At 67.8% G+C, this 21,842-nt stretch carries 23 protein-coding genes; 12 read left to right on the top strand and 11 right to left on the bottom strand.

What is annotated here, in order from left to right; genetic code table 11:
- Positions 1–30 precede the first annotated feature (30 nt).
- The gene (locus GSQ95_RS06915) at positions 31–1,065 is read left to right on the top strand and encodes an AbrB family transcriptional regulator (protein WP_372240105.1); all 1,035 of its coding nucleotides are present in this window, start codon (positions 31–33) and stop codon (positions 1,063–1,065) included.
- Positions 1,066–1,086: 21 nt separating this feature from the next.
- Here the strand turns inward: GSQ95_RS06915 and GSQ95_RS06920 are convergent, their stop codons facing one another.
- Positions 1,087–1,347 carry a hypothetical protein gene (locus GSQ95_RS06920; RefSeq protein WP_158896420.1) on the bottom strand — a complete coding sequence of 87 codons (261 nt, stop codon included), beginning with the start codon at positions 1,345–1,347 and terminating at the stop codon, positions 1,087–1,089.
- Positions 1,348–1,551: 204 nt separating this feature from the next.
- On the opposite strand from GSQ95_RS06920, the gene GSQ95_RS26430 reads away from it, so the two are divergent.
- Positions 1,552–1,917, top strand: a complete 366-nt coding sequence (locus tag GSQ95_RS26430) for a hypothetical protein (protein ID WP_256664490.1) — start codon at positions 1,552–1,554, stop codon at positions 1,915–1,917.
- A 3-nt stretch (positions 1,918–1,920) separates the two neighbouring features.
- Positions 1,921–3,090, top strand: coding sequence for a sensor domain-containing diguanylate cyclase (locus tag GSQ95_RS06925; RefSeq protein WP_256664491.1), 1,170 nt, complete (start codon positions 1,921–1,923; stop codon positions 3,088–3,090).
- 28 nt (positions 3,091–3,118) lie between these two features.
- Here GSQ95_RS06925 and GSQ95_RS06930 read toward each other — a convergent pair whose 3' ends face one another.
- Entirely contained in the window at positions 3,119–4,138 is a 1,020-nt protein-coding gene (locus GSQ95_RS06930) for a GGDEF domain-containing protein (protein ID WP_158896419.1), read from the bottom strand.
- A 340-nt stretch (positions 4,139–4,478) separates the two neighbouring features.
- Between GSQ95_RS06930 and GSQ95_RS06935 the strand changes: the two genes are divergently transcribed.
- Together GSQ95_RS06935 and GSQ95_RS06940 are read left to right on the top strand one after the other, a co-directional pair.
- Positions 4,479–5,291: an HDOD domain-containing protein gene (locus tag GSQ95_RS06935; protein WP_218580197.1), complete on the top strand. Its 813-nt coding sequence runs from the start codon at positions 4,479–4,481 to the stop codon at positions 5,289–5,291.
- A 124-nt stretch (positions 5,292–5,415) separates the two neighbouring features.
- Positions 5,416–5,688: a hypothetical protein gene (locus tag GSQ95_RS06940; protein WP_133862881.1), complete on the top strand. Its 273-nt coding sequence runs from the start codon at positions 5,416–5,418 to the stop codon at positions 5,686–5,688.
- A 66-nt stretch (positions 5,689–5,754) separates the two neighbouring features.
- On the opposite strand, the gene GSQ95_RS06945 is transcribed toward GSQ95_RS06940, so the two are convergent.
- Positions 5,755–6,009, bottom strand: a complete 255-nt coding sequence (locus GSQ95_RS06945; protein ID WP_158896417.1) for a hypothetical protein — start codon at positions 6,007–6,009, stop codon at positions 5,755–5,757.
- Positions 6,010–6,161: 152 nt separating this feature from the next.
- On the opposite strand from GSQ95_RS06945, the gene GSQ95_RS06950 reads away from it, so the two are divergent.
- Positions 6,162–6,929: a hypothetical protein gene (locus GSQ95_RS06950; protein ID WP_158896416.1), complete on the top strand. Its 768-nt coding sequence runs from the start codon at positions 6,162–6,164 to the stop codon at positions 6,927–6,929.
- A gap of 4 nt (positions 6,930–6,933) precedes the next feature.
- On the opposite strand, the gene GSQ95_RS06955 is transcribed toward GSQ95_RS06950, so the two are convergent.
- Positions 6,934–7,707: an NAD-dependent deacylase gene (locus GSQ95_RS06955; RefSeq protein WP_158896415.1), complete on the bottom strand. Its 774-nt coding sequence runs from the start codon at positions 7,705–7,707 to the stop codon at positions 6,934–6,936.
- A gap of 196 nt (positions 7,708–7,903) precedes the next feature.
- On the opposite strand from GSQ95_RS06955, the gene GSQ95_RS06960 reads away from it, so the two are divergent.
- Complete coding sequence (locus GSQ95_RS06960) at positions 7,904–9,832, top strand: AAA family ATPase (RefSeq protein WP_158896414.1); 1,929 nt, start codon at positions 7,904–7,906, stop codon at positions 9,830–9,832.
- Positions 9,833–9,903: 71 nt separating this feature from the next.
- Here GSQ95_RS06960 and GSQ95_RS06965 read toward each other — a convergent pair whose 3' ends face one another.
- Both GSQ95_RS06965 and GSQ95_RS06970 read right to left on the bottom strand, forming a co-directional pair.
- On the bottom strand, positions 9,904–11,202 hold the full coding sequence (locus tag GSQ95_RS06965) for a flavohemoglobin expression-modulating QEGLA motif protein (RefSeq protein ID WP_158896413.1): 1,299 nt from the start codon (positions 11,200–11,202) through the stop codon (positions 9,904–9,906).
- A gap of 90 nt (positions 11,203–11,292) precedes the next feature.
- Complete coding sequence (locus tag GSQ95_RS06970) at positions 11,293–11,718, bottom strand: VOC family protein (RefSeq protein ID WP_133862875.1); 426 nt, start codon at positions 11,716–11,718, stop codon at positions 11,293–11,295.
- Between the two features lie 138 nt (positions 11,719–11,856).
- Between GSQ95_RS06970 and GSQ95_RS06975 the strand changes: the two genes are divergently transcribed.
- Positions 11,857–12,723 (top strand): LysR family transcriptional regulator, encoded by an 867-nt coding sequence (locus GSQ95_RS06975; protein WP_158896412.1) that lies wholly within the window; start codon positions 11,857–11,859, stop codon positions 12,721–12,723.
- A 128-nt stretch (positions 12,724–12,851) separates the two neighbouring features.
- On the opposite strand, the gene GSQ95_RS06980 is transcribed toward GSQ95_RS06975, so the two are convergent.
- Positions 12,852–14,462, bottom strand: coding sequence for an inorganic phosphate transporter (locus GSQ95_RS06980; protein WP_158896411.1), 1,611 nt, complete (start codon positions 14,460–14,462; stop codon positions 12,852–12,854).
- A 153-nt stretch (positions 14,463–14,615) separates the two neighbouring features.
- On the opposite strand from GSQ95_RS06980, the gene GSQ95_RS06985 reads away from it, so the two are divergent.
- The gene (locus GSQ95_RS06985) at positions 14,616–15,257 is read left to right on the top strand and encodes a hypothetical protein (RefSeq protein WP_158896410.1); all 642 of its coding nucleotides are present in this window, start codon (positions 14,616–14,618) and stop codon (positions 15,255–15,257) included.
- On the opposite strand, the gene zapE is transcribed toward GSQ95_RS06985, so the two are convergent.
- From zapE to GSQ95_RS07000, 3 genes are all read right to left on the bottom strand, one after another.
- Entirely contained in the window at positions 15,254–16,303 is a 1,050-nt protein-coding gene (zapE, locus tag GSQ95_RS06990; RefSeq protein ID WP_158896409.1) for a cell division protein ZapE, read from the bottom strand. The two genes, GSQ95_RS06985 and zapE, sit on opposite strands and share 4 nt — an antisense overlap.
- A gap of 81 nt (positions 16,304–16,384) precedes the next feature.
- Positions 16,385–16,771: an MAPEG family protein gene (locus GSQ95_RS06995; RefSeq protein WP_158896408.1), complete on the bottom strand. Its 387-nt coding sequence runs from the start codon at positions 16,769–16,771 to the stop codon at positions 16,385–16,387.
- A gap of 68 nt (positions 16,772–16,839) precedes the next feature.
- Positions 16,840–18,012: a multidrug effflux MFS transporter gene (locus GSQ95_RS07000; RefSeq protein WP_158896407.1), complete on the bottom strand. Its 1,173-nt coding sequence runs from the start codon at positions 18,010–18,012 to the stop codon at positions 16,840–16,842.
- 112 nt (positions 18,013–18,124) lie between these two features.
- On the opposite strand from GSQ95_RS07000, the gene GSQ95_RS07005 reads away from it, so the two are divergent.
- Entirely contained in the window at positions 18,125–18,754 is a 630-nt protein-coding gene (locus tag GSQ95_RS07005) for a TetR family transcriptional regulator (protein ID WP_158896406.1), read from the top strand.
- On the opposite strand, the gene GSQ95_RS07010 is transcribed toward GSQ95_RS07005, so the two are convergent.
- Positions 18,736–18,930 (bottom strand): cation transporter, encoded by a 195-nt coding sequence (locus GSQ95_RS07010; RefSeq protein ID WP_158896405.1) that lies wholly within the window; start codon positions 18,928–18,930, stop codon positions 18,736–18,738. The two genes, GSQ95_RS07005 and GSQ95_RS07010, sit on opposite strands and share 19 nt — an antisense overlap.
- Positions 18,931–19,041: 111 nt before the next feature.
- Here GSQ95_RS07010 and GSQ95_RS07015 point away from each other — a divergent pair, with 111 nt between their 5' ends.
- Entirely contained in the window at positions 19,042–21,426 is a 2,385-nt protein-coding gene (locus GSQ95_RS07015; RefSeq protein WP_158896404.1) for a heavy metal translocating P-type ATPase, read from the top strand.
- Complete coding sequence (gene cueR, locus GSQ95_RS07020) at positions 21,423–21,809, top strand: Cu(I)-responsive transcriptional regulator (RefSeq protein WP_133862865.1); 387 nt, start codon at positions 21,423–21,425, stop codon at positions 21,807–21,809. The genes GSQ95_RS07015 and cueR overlap by 4 nt, the downstream gene beginning before the upstream one ends.
- Positions 21,810–21,842 lie beyond the last annotated feature (33 nt).

Below are 21,842 nucleotides of genomic sequence, written 5' to 3' on the forward strand. Positions count from 1 at the left end.
ACCCCGTCTGCCCCCTCGCCCTATCTACCCCTGCTGCAATGGCTGGCCCTGATCCTCTGTTCCGCCCTGGTCGGGGGCGGACTCAGCTGGTTGCAGGTACCCGCGGCGCTCTTTCTCGGCCCCATGCTGGTGGCCATCGGCTTTGGCGTCAGCGGCGCCACCATTCGTCTGCCACGGCGGCTGTTCCAGACCGGCCAGGGCGTGGTGGGCTGCCTGATCGCCCATGCCATGACCGCTGCGGTGCTGCTCACGGTCGCGCAGCACTGGCCGGTGATGCTGCTGGCCACCGCCCTGACCGTGCTGCTCAGCCTGCTTACCGGCGCCCTGCTGGTGCGCTTCGGTGGTCTGCCCGGCAGTACCGCCGCCTGGGGCACCACGCCTGGCGCCGCGGCCGCCATGGTGGCCATGGCCGAGGAATACGGCGCCGACCCACGCATCGTCGCCACCATGCAATATGTCCGGGTGGTCTGCGTGGTGCTGATCAGTGCCCTGGTCGGCCGGTTGCTGGGCGCCGAAGGCAGCGGCACCGGGACCCAGGCGACCGTGGTCAGCCTGGACGACCACTTCGCCTTCAACCTGGCGCTGACCCTGGCGGTGGCCCTCGCCGGCAGCTGGCTGGGCGGTCGGCTGTTTCCTGCCGGCGCCCTGCTACTGCCGATCGCCCTGGGTACCCTGCTGCAACTCAACGGCTGGCTGGACATCACCCTGCCCCATCTGCTGCTCGCGGCGGCCTATGGCGCCATGGGCTGCTATGTGGGTCTGAGATTCGATCGGGCCACGGTCGCCTATGTCTGGCGCGCCCTGCCCAAGATGATCTTCGCCTCACTGCTGCTGATCGCCCTGTGCGCCCTCTCGGCCCTGCTGATGGCGAAGCTGATGCACGTGGACTTTCTTACCGCCTATCTGGCGACCAGTCCGGGCGGACTGGATTCCATGGCCATCATCGCGGTGGATGCCCATGCCGATGTCGGCCTGGTGCTGGCCATGCAGGCGTTGCGCCTGATCGGGGTGGTGCTGACCGGGCCGTTACTGGCCCGGCAACTGGTCAAGCTGGCCCGCACCTAGCACGAGCCGAGGGCCCGACCATCAGGCCGAGCGACGGCGCTCGACCTGGGCGGTGATGTTGTAGCCCTCGGCGGCATGGCCGCGCACCACGACCCGAGCATCTGGATAGAACCCCTTGAGACGCTGTTCGAAGAGAAAGTAGATTTCCGCGCCAACCCGGATCTCCGCGGGATCGGTCAGGGTCAGGGAAAAGTTGCGCACGGGATCAGCGGCGTGCTGCGGCTCGTTCTCCTCGATGCGCTGCATGGCGTCTGCGACGATCTGTTCGGCGATCTGCGACATCTTTGACCTCCCGGTCAGGCAGTTGGCTGGGTGCCATCCCGAGGACGGCCGTATCGCTAGTGACCACGGCGGTGCCATGAGGATTCGTGCGCTCTGCAAGATTCCGACGAAACTGTAGACTCGTCTGACTTTTATCCCCGTGTAGTGGCCTGAATCGCCCGGCGCGCGGTCTCCTGCACACCGAGGACGAGGACCTACCCCGCCATGGTCGACGCCGACGATACCCCCCTCCCGCCGCGCAACCCGGCCACCCAGCGCCGGGCGCTGTGGCTGCTGGTCTGTGCCGTCGCAGTGATCCTGGCGCTGGAGTCCTGGCAGGTATGGCGCAATTACCAGAACGCCTTCGCCAGCGCGCGCAGCGACGTCGGCAACATCGCCCTGGCGGCGGCGCAGCATGCCGACGACGCCATCAAGGAAGCGGATTCGCTGCTGGTCAGCATCCGCGACCGCCTGGAGGATCAACCCCTCGAGCACCTGGACCGCCCCCGCGTGCATCGCCTGCTGGCGCGCCAGGCCGCGCTCCTGCCGCAACTGCACGGGTTGTTCATCTACGGTCGCGATGGCGAATGACGGGTGACCGACAAGAGCAGCGAGCCGCCCCGGGCCAACAATGCCGATCGCGAGTATTTCCAGTTTCACCGCCAGCACGCCGCCGACGTGCTGCACGTCGGCACGGTGATCGAGAGCCGCAGCACCCACGAGTTGATCATCCCGGTATCACGCCGGCTGGAAGACCGCGACGGTCGCTTCGCCGGTGTCCTCCTGGCCACCATCCGCCTGCAGTACTTCGTCGACTACTACGAGCGCTTCAAGCTGGACGCCCGCGGCGCCATCACCCTGGCGCAGGACGATGGCACCCTGATGGTCCGCCGGCCCTATGTGCCCGAGCACGTCGGCACCGCGCTGGCCAGCAGCACGCTGTTTCGCCAGTACGTGACCCAGGCCCCCAGCGGTACCGCCCTGGTGCGCGCCATGCTCGACGGCCGCGAACGCCTCTATGCCTTCCAGCATCTGGAAGGCTATCCACTGGTGGCGCTGGCCGGTATCTCGCGGAGCGACATCCTCGCCAGCTGGCGCCAGGACATGCTGAGATCGGTGACGGTGGTCGGCCTCATCATCGTCGGCATGCTGGTCTTCGGCTTCAGCCTGCTGCGCGAGATCCGCGCCGGCGAACGCAGCGCCGTGGCCCTGCGCCAGGCCCATGACGAGTTGCACCTGCTGACGCTCAAGGACAGCTTGACCGGGCTGGGCAATCGTCGGCAGTTCGACAACCTGCTGCCGGTGGAGCTGGCCCGGGCGCAACGCAACGCCCAGTCGCTCAGCCTGCTGATGATCGACATCGATCACTTCAAGGCCTACAACGACCACTATGGCCATCCCGCGGGCGATCGCTGCTTGCAGGCGGTGGCTGGCGTGGTGGCCTCGGCGGCGCGCCGCCCGGGCGACCTGGCCGCGCGCTACGGCGGTGAGGAGATGGTCCTGCTGCTGCCCAACTGCGACGAAAGCGGCGCCCAGCGGGTGGCCGCCACGGTCCAGGAACGCCTGCAGGTGCTGGAGGTGGCCCATGCCACCAGTCCCTTCGGCCGCATCACCGTCAGTCTCGGCATCGCCGTCCAGCCGCCCGGGCAGACCCCGCCGCCCCAGCCCGCCGATCTGCTGGCCAGCGCCGATGCCGCGCTCTACCGCGCCAAGCACCTAGGCCGCAATCGCACCCATCCGCCGCTGCAGGATCAGGCGCTCTAGGCGTGGCCCGGGCGCCATGCGGACGGGCCTAGCCGCAGATCATGCCGCCGCGGTAGTGCACCCGGTCCTTGCCGGCGCGCTTGGCCTGATAGAGCTCGCCATCGGCCTGCTTGAGCAGCTCCGAGGGCTGATAGCCCGGCGCGAGGCGCGCCACCCCGGCGCTGAAGGAAAAGCAGCTGCCGGTGCAGGTGTTGCTGCGGCTATCGTCCAGCAGCGCCTGCAGTCGCTGTGCCAGCTGGCGCTCGTCCTCGGCCTGCAACAGCACGCCGAATTCCTCGCCGCCCAGGCGCCCGAAGCGGCCACCCGGGAAGTGCCTGACCAGGGTAGCGGCCATCTCCTTGAGCACCTGGTCCCCCTTGTCGTGGCCGAATCTGTCGTTGATCCGCTTGAAGTCGTCGATGTCGAGCATGACGAAATACCAGGACGCCGAGCCCTCGCGGCAGACCTGCTCCATGTCCAGCATCAGCGCGCGGCGGTTGCTGATCCCGGTGAGGGCATCGGTTTCCGCCTGTAGCCGATAGCTTTCCTTGAGCTCCAGGGTGCTGGCGACGATGCGGACGAAGGTGGCATTGAGCAGCAGCCCCAGTGCCAGGCTGGCCCCCAGCATGACCACGAACAGCGGCAGGGCTGTCGCGGTGATGCTGTCCAAGGCGCCATAGAACAGCAGCAGCCAGACCGCCGCGGCGGCGATGCCATAGTCGAGCACATGGGAAAACAGAATGGTCGAGCCGAGGGTGATGACGATGGCCATGGGAATCATCCAGGCATGGCCAGCCTCGCCCATGCCGAGGATCTGGAAGCGAAAGGCCAGGGCCTCGAACAGCACGAACACCAGGGCGAACAGGCGCCAGACGGCAAACCGCCGGGCGGTGGTCATGGCCAGGCAGGAGCCGATCATGCCGGCGAAGGCCAGCCAGCCCCAGGCCGGCACCCCGACGGTCAGGAAGGGGTTGATCAGCACGCTGATCAGCCAGCCTAGGATGCCGGTACTCTGCGCCAGCACATTGGGCAACTGCAGCATCTGGCGAATGTGAGTCTGATAGGTCATTGCACAACTCGAACGCCAAATTTAGTGGCCAACTGATATCACTGGATGCTATCCCATTCGTGGCCCGTCGTCGGCGGAAAGCGGACTCAAGCAAGACGATAGACGTCTGGTTATCGCTTCGCCCATCACTGGACCGGATAGGACCACGGTCGCGCACGGATCGCGCCAACGGACGGCGGCGAAATGACGCCACCGGTCAGCTTGTCCTGCAACCCGCAGCGCCCGGCCCGCTAAGCTCTTCGCTGCGGATTCTCGGCTAGGCTTGGCAGTGCCCAGGCCGTCGTTCATGCTTTCAACGCCTTATCAGCTCCCACCCTCGGTATAGAACAAACCAGGCGCCATCATGGAAATCGATGCTCTGTTCGATCACCTGCATACCCTTCCCAGCATTCCCAAGGTGGCTCAGGAGCTGATCCAGCAGTTCGACGATCCCGACAGCAGCATCGAAGACGTCGCCCGTAATCTGGCACTGGATCCGGTGCTCTCGGCCAAGGTCCTGCGCCTGGCCAACTCGGTGCGTTTTCGTGGCGTGCGACCGTCCACCAGCATCGAAGGCGCCGCCATCCGCCTGGGCTTCGACGCCCTGCGCACCCTGGTGCTGGCCTCGGCGGTGACCGCGGCCTTCCGCCACAACCCCAGCTTCGATCCGCGGGACTTCTGGCAGCACAGCTTCGATGTGGCCAGCATCTGCCGCGTCCTCGCCCGCCAGGCCGGTGCCGATCCCGAGACCGCCTTCACCTGCGGCATGCTGCACAGCATCGGCGAGTTGCTGATCAGGACCGCGGCGCCCGACATCGCCGTGCGCATCGACGCCGAGCAGCGCGCCCCGGTGCCCGCCGACCAGGCCATCGGCTTCGGCTATCCGGAGCTGGGCGCCGAGTTGGCCCGCCGCTGGCAGCTGCCGGTGGTGATCCAGCACGCCATCGCCTACCAGCTGCATCCCCAGGACGCGCCCGAGGATTCCGCTCCGGCGCGCATGGTCGCCCAGGCGCGGCTGATTTCCTTCGTCCTGCGGCGTCACGGCGGCATCAACGACCAGGCCAAGGCGGCCCTGGCCAATCCGCTGCTGGAAGGCGTGGATCTGGAGCTTCTGCTGGGCGAACTGCCCGAGGTAATAGAGGCGGACAAGGCCTTCGGTACCCTGATCAACTGACCGGCTGCCCCCTGCACGGGCAGCGCCACCGCCTGCATCACAAATCTGCCAGCCGGTCGTGGCAAAAGTCGAACGGGTAGCCCAAGAATCGGTCGAAGCGTTATAGCTGACAGGAGTGATTGCGATGGCCGAGCCGCTGAAGTTCACGGATGCGAACACCATTATCAAGGGCGCTTTTCAACCGATGCTGTGCGCCATGACCGCCCAGGATCAGGCGACCTTCAACGTCGAGGTCTATGCACCCAACGGCACGGCGCTCCTGCAACGCCGCATCGCGCGGGTCGATCTGCTGGACAACTCCCTGCTGGAAGCCTTCATCTGCGACAGCCGCGCCCGGATCGAACGGGCCACCCATGAGCGACTCGACTGGCAGGTCCGCTACACCCGCGCCTGCTGAGGCTCTTCCGCCGTTACAGGCTGCGATCGAAAAAAGGCGCCCCGAGAGGCGCCTTTTGTTTGACCATCAATCGTTGAGCACGCGTTTCTGCTGGCTGCCCTGGGCCTTGGTGGCAGGCGTCTTGTCGGCCTTCTTCTGGGTGGACGGCGTGGCGCTGGAGGTGTCGTCCGCACTGTCTCTGTTGCTGGTGTTGGAGCTGCCCGGCGCGCCGATGCCGTTGCCGGTCACCCCGGCGTCGTTGTTGCTGCTGGCGGCCAGGCTGGGACCGGCCACCAGGGCCAGGGCAGCGCTCAGGGCAAGGATCAGCGGGGTCTTGCGCATCTTGGTGTCCTCCGGCCGCGAAAGGAAGGGTGTCGCGGACTGCACCCTGGTTGATTAGGCCAAAGCCCGGGCCAAGCGTTCCCGCCTTCCTATAGACTAACGGCCATCCCGCCGCCCCCCGACAGGTGCGGCCGTCGCATTCAGGAGTTGCCGTGAAGCACCGCTACCTCATCGTCGATCGCACCGCGCTCGATACCCCCGCGCTGTTCGACTATCTGGCCGAGGCGCCACAGCACCGCGTCATCGTTTCCGGCGGCACGGCCGAGCAGCTGTTCGCCGCCGAGCTCTGGCCGCGCCTGCGCGAACGCCTGGCGCCCCACGCCGAGCGCTTCTTCTTCGCCGACTCCAGCGGGCCGCTACTGCAGGCCGAGCTGGAAGGCCGCAAGCCCGGCCTGCTGGACCGCGAACTGACCCTGGCCTTTAAGCAGGCGGTGACCGCCGACGCCGAGGACGATCGCGTCCTGGTCCGCATTCGCCGCGAATTGCTCGATACCGACGACGATTACCAGACCAACCGCCGCATCTTCCTCAACAGCCTGCTCGGCCAGATGCGCCGCGCCCTGCCGGCGGGCGCGATGACCGCCGGCAACTGGCAGGACGCCGTCCGCCAGGCCATCGCCGCGGCCCAGCAGGGCCTGGCCAAGGGTTTCGCGCCGGGATTGGCCGATGCCCCCTTCAAGGTCTTTCTCAAGGCCTATCCGCTGGCGGCGCGCTATGTCGCCCAGCTCGCCGTGCTGCTGATCACCGCCGGGCGCCAGGACAACGACGTCCTGATCGACCGCTTCGTCGCCCAGGATCCGGCACTGGTCGCCACCCTGTTCGACGGCCTGCTGACCGAGGACGACGAGCAGCGTCAGGCCTACACCGCCCTCAAGCGCACCCTGGATGCCCTGGGGACCGGCGGCCAGGCGCTGCACTGAAGGGCTAGAGGCGCTCCAGCAGCGCCGGCAGGATCATCCCGGCTGCGCCCAGCAGCTGCCAGTCACCCTTGAAATCCGCCGCCGGCTGCGGATCGATGCGCACCACCGTGGCCCCCTGCCGGCGCGCCACCCCTGGCAGACTGGCCGCCAGCTGCACCAGCCCCGAGGTGCCGACCACCAGGCAGAGGTCACAACGCTCGGCCAGGGTCCAGGCGCTGGCCAGGGCTTCTGCGGGTAGCGACTCGCCGAACCAGACCACCCCAGGTCGGGCTAGACCGCCGCAGGCGGGACAGTGCGGCGGCGCCACGAGTGGCTCCGCGGATTCCGGCAGCGGCGGTACTGCCAGGGGCCGCGCACACGCGAAGCAGCGCGGCGCATGCAGGCTGCCGTGCAGATGAATCACCTCGCGACTGCCCGCGCGCTCGTGCAGGTCGTCGACATTCTGGGTGACCAGGCGCAACCGCCCGTGCTGCCGGCCCCAGTCCGCCAGGGCAAGATGCGCGGGATTGGGCTGGGCCGCCAGCACTTGGGCACGCCGCCACTCGTACCAGCTCCAGACCCGCACCGGGTCCTCGACGAAGGCTTCGGCCGTGGCCAGTTGCGCCGGATCGAAGCGCGCCCAGAGCCCGGTCAGGGCCTCGCGAAAGGTGGCGATGCCGCTTTCCGCCGACACGCCGGCACCGGTCAGGACCAGCACCTCGTCGGCCTGGCGCAGATGTTCGAGCAGCACCGGCGGCAACGCGGCGAGACCATCGCGACAGTCGTTGGGATAGGGCATGGATACGTTGACTCCTGACATCTGCGGCAAAACAACAGGGTCTTGCGGACCGCGAAAAAGACCGAAAGTGTGACGCTACTCGACGGATGGTGAGTCCACTCATCGTTTTCCGGGGAACTGAGGTTCACCCTTTTCGCCACAGGCCGATAATCCGGGAGTCCGCGTCCGATGTCGCTCCTAGCCTAACGGTATGTGAATGAAGAAGTCCGTCGTTTCCAAGTATCCGCGCCTGCTCATTGCCGGCGCCCTGGCCCTCGTCACCGCCCTCAGCCTGGCCAGCTGGCTGTGGCTCACGCCCAGCACCCCGGCCCCTACCGCCACCGCCATGCTCGCCAGCGTGCAGCAGGCCCCCGAACACTGGACCCGGCAGCCACGTGATCTCTCCGTGCTGCTGGGCGATCTGCGCGCCAAGGCCATCACCGGCGCCGTGCTCGGTGATCACATCCTCTACATAGACACCAATCGCGGCGAGCACTACGCCGTGGCCGACAACGGCGGGCGCATCGCCGATCGCCTGCTGGCCGACTACGCCACCCAGGCTGAACCGCTGTTCCCGGTGGCCACCTGGAGCGAATCCGGGCAGCGTCATCCCTGGCTCGACGCCCTGCTGATAAACCTGCCGGGCTACCTGCTCCTGCTGTTGCTGGCCATCCCCCTGGCCCTGAGATTCGCCAGCCCCTTCAAGCTGCATCGCAAGGGCACCGGTATCTCCTTCAAGGACGTGGTCGGCGCCGCCGAAGCCAAGCGGGCGCTGGAAGACGTCACCACCTGCCTGCGCAATCCCGCGGCCTTCGCCGCCCTGGGTGCCCGTCCGCCTAAGGGCGTGCTGCTGACCGGCGAGCCCGGCACCGGCAAGACCCAGCTGGCCAAGGCCCTGGCCACCGAGTGCAACGCCCACTTCATCCAGGTGACCGGCAGCGACTTCTCCTCGATGTTCTTCGGGGTCGGCATCCAGAAGGTCAAGTCGCTGTTCCGCACCGCGCGCAAGAAGGCGCCCTGCATCATCTTCATCGACGAGATCGACGGCATCGGCCGCCGCGCCGAGCAGTCGCGCTCCAGCGATGCCGAGGCCAACCGCATCATCAACCAGTTCCTCACCGAGCTGGACGGCTTCGAAGGCACCAGCGGCGTGCTGGTGCTGGGCGCCACCAACTTCGCCGATTCCCTGGATCCGGCGCTGCGCCGCGAAGGTCGCTTCGACCGCACCATCGCCGTGCCGCTGCCGAGTCTGGAAGACCGCCGGGCGCTGTTCGAACTCTATGCCGGCAAGCTGCCCTGCGCAGGCGAGCTGGACCTGGCCGCCCTCTCCCGCGGCACCGTGGGCCTGACCCCGGCGGCCATCGCCTACATCAGCAACCACGCCGCCCTGCTGGCCGCGCGCGAGAACGCCAGCGCCGTGACCATGGCGCACTTCGTCGAGGCCATCGAGACCTGCCGCATCGGCGAGCAACCGGTCGGCGTCACCCCGCTGGGTTCGGCCGAGCGCACCCGCATCGCCGTGCATGAAGCCGGTCATGCCCTGGTCGCCGCGGTGCTCAACGTCGGTCGGGTGGAAAAGGTCACCCTGCTGCCGCGGGGCCAGGCCCTGGGCGTGACCCTGATCACCCCCACCGAAGACAAGCGCCTGCACCTGAAGTCGGAACTCGAAGGCCGCATCCAGATGCTGCTGGCCGGTCGTTGCGCCGAGCAGCTGTACTTCAACGAGGTCTCCTCGGGTGCCGCCCAGGACCTGCAGGAAGCCTCCAAGCTGGCGCTGTCCATGGTCGCCTCCCTGGGCATGGGCCCGAGCGGCTCGCTGCTCAGCCTGCAGGCCCTGCGCGACGCCGGCATCGAGTTCGACGCCGGGCCCAGCATCGCTTCTGCCGATCAGCTGCTGCACAGCCTGGATCATCGCTGCCTGGCGCTGATCACCGAACTCAAGCCGGCGCTGGACGACATCACCGACCAGCTGCTGCGCGACGAGACCATTCCCGGCAGCGCCGTGGCCGAAGCCATCGCCCGCGCCAGCGGCCTGGAAGCCTGCGGCGCCCTCAATCGCGCCCTGGCCTTCGTGCCGGAGCGTTCGGCTGATTCGCGCACGGGTGACAGCGAGCCGAGCATCGCGGCGGCCTTCAAGGGCGAGTGATGCCCGCGCCGCCTTGAAACGAAAAGCCCCGGTCTGCCGGGGCTTTTTCATGTCCGCACCGGCAGGGATGCTCAGAGAATATTGGCGTAGTCCGCCTCGATCCGATCCAGGCTCAGGTGGTTGAGGAAGTTGGAGAAGCACATCCAGGCCGCCAGGGCGTTGAGGTCCTGGAATTGCGCGGGCAGGTACTTGGGTGGCACCACCACGCCTTCGTCCACCAGCTGGCGCAGGATGCGCATGTCTTCCAGGGTGGTCTTGCCGCAGAACAGCAGCGGGATCTGCTCCAGCTTGCCCTTGCGCACCGCCAGCTGGATGTAGTTGTAGATCAGGATGAAGCCCTTGAGATAGGACAGGTCCTTGGTAAAGGGCAGCCCCGTCGGCGTCGAGCCGCGAAACACCCGACTGGCGTTCTGGTAGCCCGACTCCAGGTCGTAGCCCTGCTCCTGGAAGAAGCGGAAGACCTCGAGGAAATCGGCGCCGTCCTCGGCCAGGTGGATGGCGCGGGTGCGATTGGTCAGCTTGCGCAGCCGGGTCGGATAGGAGGCGAAGGCGATCACCTCCATGAGGATCGCCAGGCCTTCCTGGGTCACGGTGGACGACGGCGGCCCCTTGGCCAGGAAGGTGCAGATCGGCTGGTTCTGGCCATTGAGGGTGGTGCCGACGTGCACCAGGCCCTCGTGGACCTCCAGCGCCCGGACGTCGCGCTCGTTGAACAGGGCGTCGGCGCGCACCTTGATGTAGTCGGCGCCAGCCGCGGCGTCGGCGACGATGCCATCGGATTCGAACACCCGGATGGTGCCTTCCGTCTCACCGAACACCCGATTGAGGCGCGCCTGCAGGATGGGCACGGCGTCCTTGGCGGTGAGGGTCTTGGGCTCGTCTTCCAGGGCGCCGCGATGGGCGATGTTGTCCAGGTAGCTGGACATCATCATGCCCAGGTCGGCGAGGGTCGGATCGCCGGCGTGGAAGGCGTCCGAGGCCGCGCCATAGAGTTCCTGGGAGATCAGGCCGAAATCCGGGGTGCCCCGCGCCTGCAGCATGCGGATCACCATGCGGTATTCGCGGCACATCCGCCTCATGATCTGGCCGACCGGATTGAACTGGCCGAGCTGGCGGGTGACCTCGCGCTCGATACTCTGGAATTCGCCCTTGAGCGCATCGCCGTCGAAGCCCAGCGGGCGTCCCTCGTAGAAGGCACGATCCACCGCCGGCAGGCGCTGGCCCTTGCCCTCCAGAAAACCCTGGCGCACCCCCTCGTCCCACTTCACCGCATCGAGGATGCGGATCGGCGCCTGGGCCGCGACGATGCGATCGGACAGCTGGCGGATGGTCTGGTGATAGGGATCGAGAAAGGGCTGGCGGGCATTCATGGCGGCAACCGGGCGACGGGCAAGGCTGCAAGGATGGCCGCTGCCGCGCCTTTTGCCTAGGTTGCGCGACAGCAGACCTGCCGAGTCGCCCTATTTGGCGAACAGCTGGCTCATGTCCTTGAAGGCCTTGAACTCCAGGGCATTGCCGCAGGGGTCGAAGAGAAACATGGTAGCCTGCTCGCCGACCTGGCCCTGGAAGCGGATATAGGGCTCGATGACGAAGCGGGTTTCCCGGGCGCGCAGCCGTTCGGCCAGGGCTTCCCATTCGTCCCAGCCCAGCACGATGCCGAAGTGCGGTACCGGCACGTTGTGCCCGTCCACCGCGTTGGTATGGGCCTCGTCCTGGGACGCGGTCTTGGGGTGCTCGTGGATCACCAGCTGATGGCCATAGAAGTCGAAGTCGACCCAGTGATCGCTGGAGCGACCTTCGGCGAGGCCGAAGACATCACCGTAGAAGTGCCGGGCGGCGGCCAGATCGTAGACGGGAATGGCGAGGTGAAAGGGTGACAGGGCCATGCTGGGAAATCCTGCTCAGGGGGAATGCAGCCATTCTCACCCCAGGTTTTCCTGTGCATAAAGCGTATTTTACTGCCTCCGAGCGACAAAAATTTTGTGGCTCGCTACAGTGGCTTCCCCTGCCTTCAGGCCACCACCATGCTTCGCGAACTCAAGACCCTGCTCGCCGTGGCCCGCCATGGCAGTTTTGCCGCGGCCGGTCTGCACGTGGGCCTCACGCCCTCGGCGGTGAGCGCCCAGATCCGCACCCTGGAACAGAATCTGGGCGTGAGCCTGTTCGACCGCAATGGTCGCAGCGCCCTGCTCAATGCCGCCGGTCGCCGGGCCCTGCCGCTGGCCGAAGAGATCCTTGCCACCTATGCGCGCATGGCCGGCGCCGGTGACGAGATCCAGGGCGAATTGCGCATCGGCGCCATCGCCAGCGTCCAGACCGGCCTGCTGCCCGGCACCCTGGTACGGCTGCGCCAGCAGGCGCCACGCCTGGAACCGCGGCTGGTGCCGGGCGTATCCCTGGCGCTGCTCAGCCAGGTGGATGCCGGCGAGCTGGATCTGGCCATCCTCATCCGCCCGCCCTTCGAGCTGCCCAAGGAGTTGCACGCCACCACCCTGCTGCAGGAACCCTTCGTGCTGATCGCGCCGCCAGGCCTGCCCGGCGATGATCCGCGCCTGCTGCTGGAAACCCAGCCTTTCATCCGCTACGACCGCCACTCCTTTGGCGGGCGCCGGGTCAGCGCCTTTCTGCGCGAGCAGCGGCTGGCGGTGCGCCAGGTGCTCGAACTGGACGAACTCGATGCCATCGTCAAGATGGTCGAGCACGGCCTGGGCGTGGCCCTGGTGCCCTGCGCCGGCCTCTGGCTGGAGCGTCCGCGGGTGCGCCGGCTGTCCCTGGGGCCCCTCACCTTCCACCGCGAACTGCAGGTCATCGCCCGCCACGCCGGGCGCGACCTGCCGGCCGTGGCGCTGTTTCGCCGCTGCCTGACCGAAGCCGTGTCAGAGCCTGGTTAAAATCTCGCGAGCTAGAGACAAACAAGGCGAAAATGGCTGAGGAAGCGGAGTTTACGAGTGGTAAATGAGCATTCCGAAGTCATTTTCAACACAGTTTGGCCGACGCGCAGCAGATTTTGAACAGGCTCTTAGAACAGGTGCACCAGCAACCAGTAGAGTGACGCGGACAGCGCCATGGCCACCGGCAGGGTGAGCACCCAGGCCAGCGCCAGATTGCGCACCGTCGCCCACTGCAGTCCGGAGCCGTTGGCGGCCATGGTCCCGGCCACCCCGGACGACAGCACATGGGTGGTGGAGACCGGCAGGCCGAAGGCGTCCGCCGCGCCGATGGTGCCCATGGCCACCAGTTCGGCCGAGGCGCCCTGGGCATAGGTCAGGTGGGTCTTGCCGATACGCTCACCGACGGTGATGACGATGCGCCGCCAGCCGACCAGGGTCCCCAGGCCCAGGGCGATGGCCACCGCCACCTTGACCCACAACGGGATGAAGCGGGTGGCCTGGTCGATCTGCCGCTTGAACTCCTTGAGGTCCTCCTGCGCCTTGGGCGCCAGCCCCGGCAGGTGCTCCTTTTCCAGCAGGCGGATGGATTCCGAAGCCAGGTACATGGCGTTGCGCACGTTGGGCATGCTCTGCGCCGGCACGTTGTTGAGCGCGCCGTACTGGCGCACCTCGCGGGCGATGTCGTTGGTGATGGCTGCCAGCGCGGGCAGCACCTCGGGGTTGCTCTGTCGCTTGCGCACGAATTCCAGCAGCACCCCATGGGGATCGGCCGGTGCGGCCTGGGGCGCCGCCTGGCGCAGGCCGCTGGCGGTGACCTCGGCGACGGCGGCGAAGGCTGGCGTGGCCGTGGCCGGCACGGCTCGGTTGAGCGCATAGGCGGTCGGCAAGGCGCCGACCAGGATCAGCATTATCAGGCCCATGCCCTTCTGGCCATCGTTGGAGCCATGGGCGAAGGACACCCCGGTGCAGGTCAGGATCAGCAGGCCGCGGATCCACGGCGGCGGCGGCTCGGCGCTCTTCGGCTCCTGGTAGAGCGTCTGGTCGCGCACGATCCGCTTGAGCAGCACCAGCAGCAGCGCCGCGCAGACAAAGCCGATCAGCGGCGAGAACAGCAGCGCATAGCCGACCTTGGCCACCTGGCCCCAGTCCACGCCGCTGCTGCCATCCATCCCGCCCAGCCAGGCATGCATCAGACCGACCCCGATGATGGAGCCGATCAGGGTATGGGAGGACGATGCCGGCAAGCCCAGCCACCAGGTGCCGAGATTCCAGATGATGGCGGCGATCAGCAGGGCGAAGATCATGGCGAAGCCCTTGCCCGCGCCCATTTCCACCACCAGGTCCACCGGCAGCAGGGCGATGACGCTGAAGGCCACCGCACCGCTGGAGAACAGCACCCCGAGGAAGTTGCAGAAGCCGGACCAGAGCACCGCCGCATTGGGCGGCAGCGAGTGGGTGTAGATGACCGTGGCCACGGCGTTGGCGGTGTCGTGGAAGCCATTGACGAATTCGAAGCCGAGGGCGATCACCAGCGCCAGCGCCAGACCGGCGAAGGGCAGCCAGGTGGTAGGCGGCGACTGGGCATCGCTGACATCGTTGTGGATACCACCGAGGGTTACCGCCAGACCGGTCAGCAGCAGCACGCTGAACAGCACGATCCGCAGCGGACCGGGCTTGCGCGAACTGTGCAGGGGATGGGACAGCGGCGACAGGGAGGCGACTGGACTGGACGAAGGCATGGGGCGAACTCCGACACGGGATCTGGCTACCCTGCGCCGGCCACATGACGCTTTTACGTCAGAGAGGTAGCCAGACGACGGATGACCGTCGCAGGCTTTTTTCCCCGTCGCCCCTGCCCTGCTAGGCTGGGACTTTGCTCAAGGATCGCCTCGATGTCCCCGCGCTGGCTGCTCTGCCCCCTGCTGCTGTCCCTCGTCACCGGCGCCCTGGCCGCTACGGAGCCTTCACCGCGCAGTTGCGCCCAGGAAATCGGGCAGCGGCCCGCTCAGGTCCTGGCCACCACCTGCCGAGCGCTCTCCCCCGCCACGCGACCGCCCTGCAACGCGGCCAACAGCTGCGCGCTGATGCAGGACGAGATCGCCCGCAGCTGTGCCCTGTTCGGCGATGGCGAGGCGGCCAAGGAACCCGGTTGCGGTCCGCTGCCCAGCAGCGCCGAGGCGGCGGCAGCCGTGGTCCGGCGTTACTACCGGGCGCTGGATGCGCGGGACTACGGCACCGCCTGGCAGCTATGGGGAAGCGATGGTCAGCCCGGCAACAGCTACGAGAAATTCCGCCAGGGCTATGCCAGGACTCGCAGCGTCCAGGTGACCCTCGGTCGACCTGGCCCGGTCGAGGGTGCAGCCGGTTCGAGCTATGTCAGCATCCCGGTGACGGTCAGGGCGCGCCTCGCCGACGGTACCCGCCAGACCTTCAGCGGCCGCTATCAGCTACGCCGGGTCAACGACGTCGACGGCGCCTCGGCCGAACAGCGCCGCTGGCACCTGGACAGTGCGAAGCTGAAGGCCGAGCGCTAGTCCGGCCCGATCTGCCGCAGCTGGGACAAGCGGCTGCGCGTCCGCGACATGTCGGCGATCTCGCTGTCGGCCAGGGTCGCGTCGAGGGGCGCGGTGCTGATCAGGAACAGCGCCAGCCGGCGGTCGTAGAGCACATCCACCAGGTTGATGAAGCGCTGGCGGGCGGCGGGGCTGGCGTCGCGCAGCGGCGGCACCGCATCGAGCAGCCAGCGCTGCCAGGTTTCGCTCAGGGTCAGGTAGTCGAGGACCGCGGTGGGGCCTTCGCAGAGATCGGCGAAGCTGAAGTGCAACAGGCCCTCCGCGGCGCTGATGGCGGGCAGACTGCGATGGCCCACCGGCACCTCGATCCTGGTCTGCGCCAGTGGCGGCAGCCCCAGCGCCTGGCGCTGTTCCAGGCTGCCCGGCCAGAGATAGGCACCGATACCGAAGGGATCGGGCTCGGCAGGACTGGCACCGCGATAGTCCTGGGGACCGGCCACCGCGAGGATGTCCATGCGCGTCTCGATCAACCGGATCGCCGGCAGGAAGCGCTCGTGGTAGAGCGGATTGGGCAGCAACCCTTCCGGCGAATAGTTGGAGGTGGTGATCAGCACCACGCCGCGACTGAACAGCGCCTTGAACAGTCGGGTGATGAGCATGGCGTCGCCGATGTCATGCACATGGAATTCATCGAAGCAGAGCAATCGACAGCCTGCGAGCAGTTCGTCCAGGCTGGCGGCCAGGGCATCGCCACCCGGCGGCTGGCGAAACATCCGCTCGTGCAGTTCACGAAAGAAGGCATGGAAGTGCACCCGGCGCTTCTCGGCGAATGGCAGGGCGGCGAAGAAGCCGTCCAGCAGGAAGCTCTTGCCGCGCCCCACCGGGCCCCAGAGATAGAGGCTGCGCGGCGCCTGGCGACGGAACAGGCGCGGGCGCAGGAGCTCATCGGCGAGCTGGGCAAAACGGTCGATGGCGGCCTGTTGCGCTGCATCCAGGGTATAGCCACGGCCCTGGGCGAGCTCGGCGAAGTGCCCCAGCACCTGCTGGGCGGGCGAAGGAGACGTCATGCAGGCGGCCAGCCGAGAAAGACAGGGCGCTAATGAAGCTACAGCCGTCGCTGCCGGTCAAGACCGGCAGCGACGTTGCACTCAGGCCGCGGCGATGAACAGGCAGAGGCAGCAGAATATCCCGCCGACCCAGGCCAGCGAACGGCGGGTGCCGTGGTCGCGGATATACAGCCAGGTATAGGCGATGCGGCTGAGCAGGAAGAGGAAGGCCCAGAAGTTGATGGTGCCCTGGTCGGCGCCACCGGTGACGTGGGCGACGATCACCGCCGCGGCGAACAGCGGATTGATCTCGAAGGCATTCTGCTGGGCAGCGTTGGCCCGGGCCCGGGCACCCTCCAGCTTGCCAAGAAAGCTGCGCGGATCCCGGTTGTCCTCGGGCGTGAAGCCGCTGCCCTTGAACTTAGCGTAGTAGGCCGCGCCATAGGGCACGAGGTAGACGAGGAAGATGCACCAGTAGGCGAAGGTCATGTCGGCGTCCCTGGAAGGATGAGGGTTCGCCTATCTGACCTGCCGCGTCGGGAAAAATCCACTCCGCCTCAGACGGCTGTGGATCTGTGGGTCCAGCGCGCCATCAGCGCGGTCGCCACCGCGCAGAGCGCCAGCACCGCGCACATGGGCACCACGGTGCCGTTGTGCAGGGCGCCCACGCTGCTGGAAGCCAGCGCCGCCAGGATGAATTGCAGGCTGCCCATCAGCGCCGAGGCACTGCCGGCATTGGCGCCCTGCCCGGCCAGGGCGCAGGCCGAGGCGTTGGGCACGATGCCGCCGAGCAGGGCGATGGCGCAGAACAGCGGGATCATCAGCACCGGCAGCGCCTTGGGCTGGAAGGCGCCGACCAGCAGCAGGACCAGTCCCGCCGCGGCATAGGCCATCACCGCGCGCCGCAGCCAGAAGGCCGGGCCCTGGCGGACCACCAGGCGGGCATTGACTTGTCCGAGCAGGATGAAGCCGGCGGCGTTGAGGCCGAAGACCCAGCCGTAGTGCTCGGGTTTGACGCCATAGAGTTCGATCAGCACGAAGGGCGAACCGGAGATGTAGGCGAACATCCCGGCCATGGCGATGCCGCCGGTGAGGGTGTGGCCGATGAAGGTGCGATCGCGCAGCAGCCGCAGGTAGTTGCGCAAGGCCCCCCGCAGCGGCGGCCGCGGATGGTGCGCCGGCAGGGATTCGGGCAGCCAGAGCGCCACCGCCGTGCCGCAGGCGGCGGCGAACAGCGCCAGGCTGACGAAGATCGCCTGCCAGCCAAAGGTGCTGAGCAGCAGGCTGCCGGCGAAGGGCGCGATGATGGGCGCGATCCCGGTCACCAGCATGATCTGCGAAAAGGCCCGCGCCGCGGCCATCGGCTCGCAGAGATCGCGTACCACCGCCCGCGCGATCACCATGCCGGCGCAACCGCCCAGGGCCTGGACAAAGCGGGCGGCGATCAGCCAGGGCAGGCTGGGCGCCAGGGCGCAGCCCAGCGAGGCCAGGCAGAACAGGCCGATGCCGATCAGCAGCGGCAGGCGGCGGCCGAAACGGTCCGCCAGGGGGCCATAGAACAGCTGGCCGCTGGCGAGACCGGCGAAATACACTGCCAGACTCAGCTGCACGTGTTCGATATCGGTGGCGAACGACAGTGCCAGCGAGGGGAAGCTGGGCAGGTACATGTCGATGGCGAAGGGAGCGAAGGCCGAGAGGGCCCCGAGAATAAACAGTAAGCGAAGGGTCATGAAGCCTGATCCGAAGGAAGCGGAAGTGTCACGCAGTTACATACAATCATGTTTGTAAAAGCGGCGAGGCGCGCTAGACTGGGTGGCAGACCCACTGCCAGTCAGATCGCCCATGCGTCGTACGAAAGAAGAAGCCGAACAGACCCGCCAAGCCATTCTCGATGCGGCGGAAGCCCTGTTCCTGACCAATGGCGTGGCGCGTACCAGCCTGGAAATGATCGCCCGCGAATGCGGCGTCACCCGGGGTGCAGTGTACTGGCATTTCCAGAACAAGGCCCACCTGTTCCACGAAATGCTTAGCCAGATAAGGATCCCGGCCGACGAACTGACCGAGCGCCTGCGCGTCGACGGCGAGGAAGACAGCCTGCAGCGGCTGTTCAAGCTGTGCATCGAAGGCATGGCGAAATTCACCCAGCCCGGCCGGGAGCAGCGGGTGATGACGATCATGCTGCACCGCTGCGAATTCACCGAAGAGCTGCGCGAGGCCGAAGAACGCGATCTGCAGTTCCTGCGGCAGTTCATCCGCATCACCGATGCCCTCTTCACCGCCCAGGCCGCCCGCCTGCAGCCGGGCGTGACGCCGCAGTTGGCCAGCCGGATGCTGCACAGCCTGTTTCTCGGCACCCTCTCCGATCTGCTGCGCGACGAGCAGACCTTCGCCCCGCTGCTGGCCGCCGATCAGGTGTTCACCACCTTCTTCCGTGCCATCGTGCGCGACTGGACTCAGTCGGCGACGGTATAGCCCGCCTGTTCGATGGCCTGGCGGAAGGGCGCATTCACCTCGGCGCTGTCGATGCGCACCTCGCCCGCCTGCAGGTCCACCTCCACCCGGGCGCGACTGTCCACCTTGAGTACCGCGGATTCGATGGCGCTCACGCAGTGGGCGCAACTCATTCCGATCACCTTGATGACATGCATGGTCTGCTCCTGTCGGTTTTGACCTCTTGCTCCTGACGTCAGCGCCAGGTCCGGGTTCCAGTGTTGACCTTGACCCGAGGTCAGGGTCAACACTGTGTTCAGGAGGTGCCCATGCACGAATTCGAACTCTCCATCAGTGGCATGACCTGCGCGGCCTGCGCCGGTCGGGTCGAACGCGCCCTGCAGAAGGTCCCGGCGGTCAGCGCGGCCGGCGTCAACCTGGCCAGCGAAAAGGCCCGCGTCAGCGCGCCAATCGACGCCGCACCGGCGCTGGCCGAGGCGGTCGGCGCGGCTGGCTACCGGGTGGCCGAGGTCGAGCATGACCTGGCGCTGTCCGGCATGAGCTGCGCCAACTGCGCCGGGCGGATCGAAAAGGTCCTGCGTGCCGTGCCCGGGGTGCTGGCCGCCGAAGTCAACCTGGCCAGCGAAAGAGCCCGGGTGACAACCCTGGCCGCGGTCGAGACGCCAGCCCTGATCGCCGCGGTGGAAGCCGCCGGCTACCGCGCCGAGGATCGCCGCGCCGAAGACGAGCGCTCAACCCCGGCCCGTCAGGGCGTACCCTGGGAGGGTCTGGAGCTGGCCCTGGCGCTGCTGCTGGCCGCGCCGCTGATCCTGCCCATGCTGCTGGCGCCCTTCGGCTGGCACCTGATGCCGCCCGCCTGGCTGCAATTCCTGCTGGCGACGCCGGTGCAATTCCTGGTCGGCGCGCGCTTCTATCGCGGTGCCTGGCATGCCTTGCGCGCGCGCAGCGGCAACATGGATGTGCTGGTCGCCCTGGGCACCAGCGCCGCCTTTGGCCTGAGTCTCTATCTCTGGCTGGTCAAGGACAGCCCGCACCTCTATTTCGAGACGGCGGCCATGGTCATCGCCCTGGTGCGCCTGGGCAAATACCTGGAAACCCGCGCCAAGCGCCGCACGGGCGCGGCGCTGCGCGCCCTGGAAGCCCTGCGCCCGGAAAGCGCCCGGCGCCTCGATGCGAACGGCGAGGAAGAAGAAGTCGCCCTGAATCGCCTGCGCCTGGGCGATCGCCTGCAGCTGCGGCCGGGCGAGCGTATCCCCGCCGACGGCCGCATCCTACAGGGCGAAAGCCAGGTGGACGAAGCCCTGCTCACCGGCGAAAGCCGGCCGGTCGCTAAAGGTCCCGGCGACGAGGTGGTGGGGGGCGCCATCAACGGCGAGGGCAATCTGCAGATCGAGGTCACCGCCCTGGGTGGCGAGACGGTGCTGGCCGGCATCATCCGCCTGGTGGAAGACGCCCAGGCCACCAAGGCGCCCATCCAGCAGCTGGTGGATCGCATCAGCCGGGTGTTCGTCCCGGTGGTGGTGGCCCTGGCCCTGGTCACCCTGCTCGGCTGGCTGCTGAGCGGCCACGCCCTGGAGCCCAGCCTGCTCGCCGCCGTGGCGGTACTGGTCATCGCCTGCCCCTGCGCCCTCGGGCTGGCCACCCCCGCCGCCCTCATGGCCGGCACCGGGGTGGCGGCGCGCCACGGCATCCTGATCAAGGACGCCGAGACCCTGGAGCGCGCCCAGGGCATCACCCGCGTGGTCTTCGACAAGACCGGCACCCTGACCGCCGGCCAGTTGCGCCTGCGCCAGCTGGCCACGGCACCCGGCATCGAGGAAGCCGGATTGCTGAGCCTGGCCGGCAGTCTGCAACGCGGCAGCGAGCATCCCCTGGCCGCGGCGGTCCTGCTGGCCTGTCGCGACCGCGGCCTGGACACCCCACCCGCCCGGGACGTGCGCGCCCTGCCCGGCCGTGGCCTCCAGGGCAGCTGGCAGGCGCGCTCCCTGCTGCTGGGCAATGCGCGGCTCCTGGCCGAACAACAGCTGGACGCCGGCCCCCTGGCCGACGCCGCCCGCGCCTGGGAGGACCAGGGCCTCACGCTGTCCTGGCTGCTGGAGACCGGTGCCCAGCCGCGGGTGCTGGGGCTGCTGGCCTTTGGCGACGAGATCCGTCCGGGTGCTGCCGAGGCCATCGCCCGGTTGCGCCGCGACGGCATCGACAGCTGGCTGCTGACCGGCGACAACCGCGGCAGCGCCCGCCAGGTGGCTACTGCCCTGGGCATCGAGCAATGGGAGGCCGAGGTGTTGCCTGCCGACAAGGCCGCCGTGGTGGCCCGGCTGCAGGCGACCCGGGGCGGCGTCGCCATGGTCGGCGACGGCCTCAACGACGCCCCGGCCCTGGCCGCCGCCGAACTGGGCATCGCCATGGGTTCGGGCACCGCCGCCGCGCGCCACGCGGCCGGCATCACCCTGCTGCAGGAGGATCCGCGCCAGGTGGTGGCGGCACTGGACATCGCCCGGCGCACCCAGCGCAAGATCCGCCAGAATCTGTTCTGGGCCTTCGTCTACAATGTCATCGGCCTGCCGCTGGCCGCCCTGGGTCTGCTCGATCCGGTCCATGCCGGCGCCGCCATGGCCTTTTCCAGCGTCAGTGTCCTGGCCAATGCCCTGCTGCTCGGCCGCTGGCGCCCGTCCGGAGACTCCCTGTCATGAATATCGGTCAGGCCGCCAAGGCCAGCGGGCTCACCGCCAAGATGCTGCGCTACTACGAGCGCATCGGCCTGCTGGCGCCCGCCGGGCGTACCGACAGCGGCTATCGCCAGTATGGCGCGGAGGACCTGCGGGTGCTGGCCTTCGTCCGCCGCTCGCGGGAGCTGGGCTTCAGCCTGGAGGAGATCCGCCAGCTGCTCAGTCTCTGGCAGGACCGGCAGCGCGCCAGTGCCGACGTCAAGGCGCTGGCCAAGCGGCACATCGCCGAGCTGGATCTGAAGATCGCCGAGCTGACCCGCCTGCGCGGGACCTTGGGCGAACTCGTCTCCTGCTGCCATGGCGACGCCAGTCCGGAGTGCCCGATCCTCGATAGCCTGGGGGGCTGACGCAACCGCTGTCGCCTGGTGGGGTCCATCGCT

Origin of the sequence: Pseudomonas sp. BAV 4579, assembly GCF_009765395.1 — a bacterium.
GTDB lineage: Bacteria > Pseudomonadota > Gammaproteobacteria > Pseudomonadales > Pseudomonadaceae > Chryseomonas > Chryseomonas aestiva.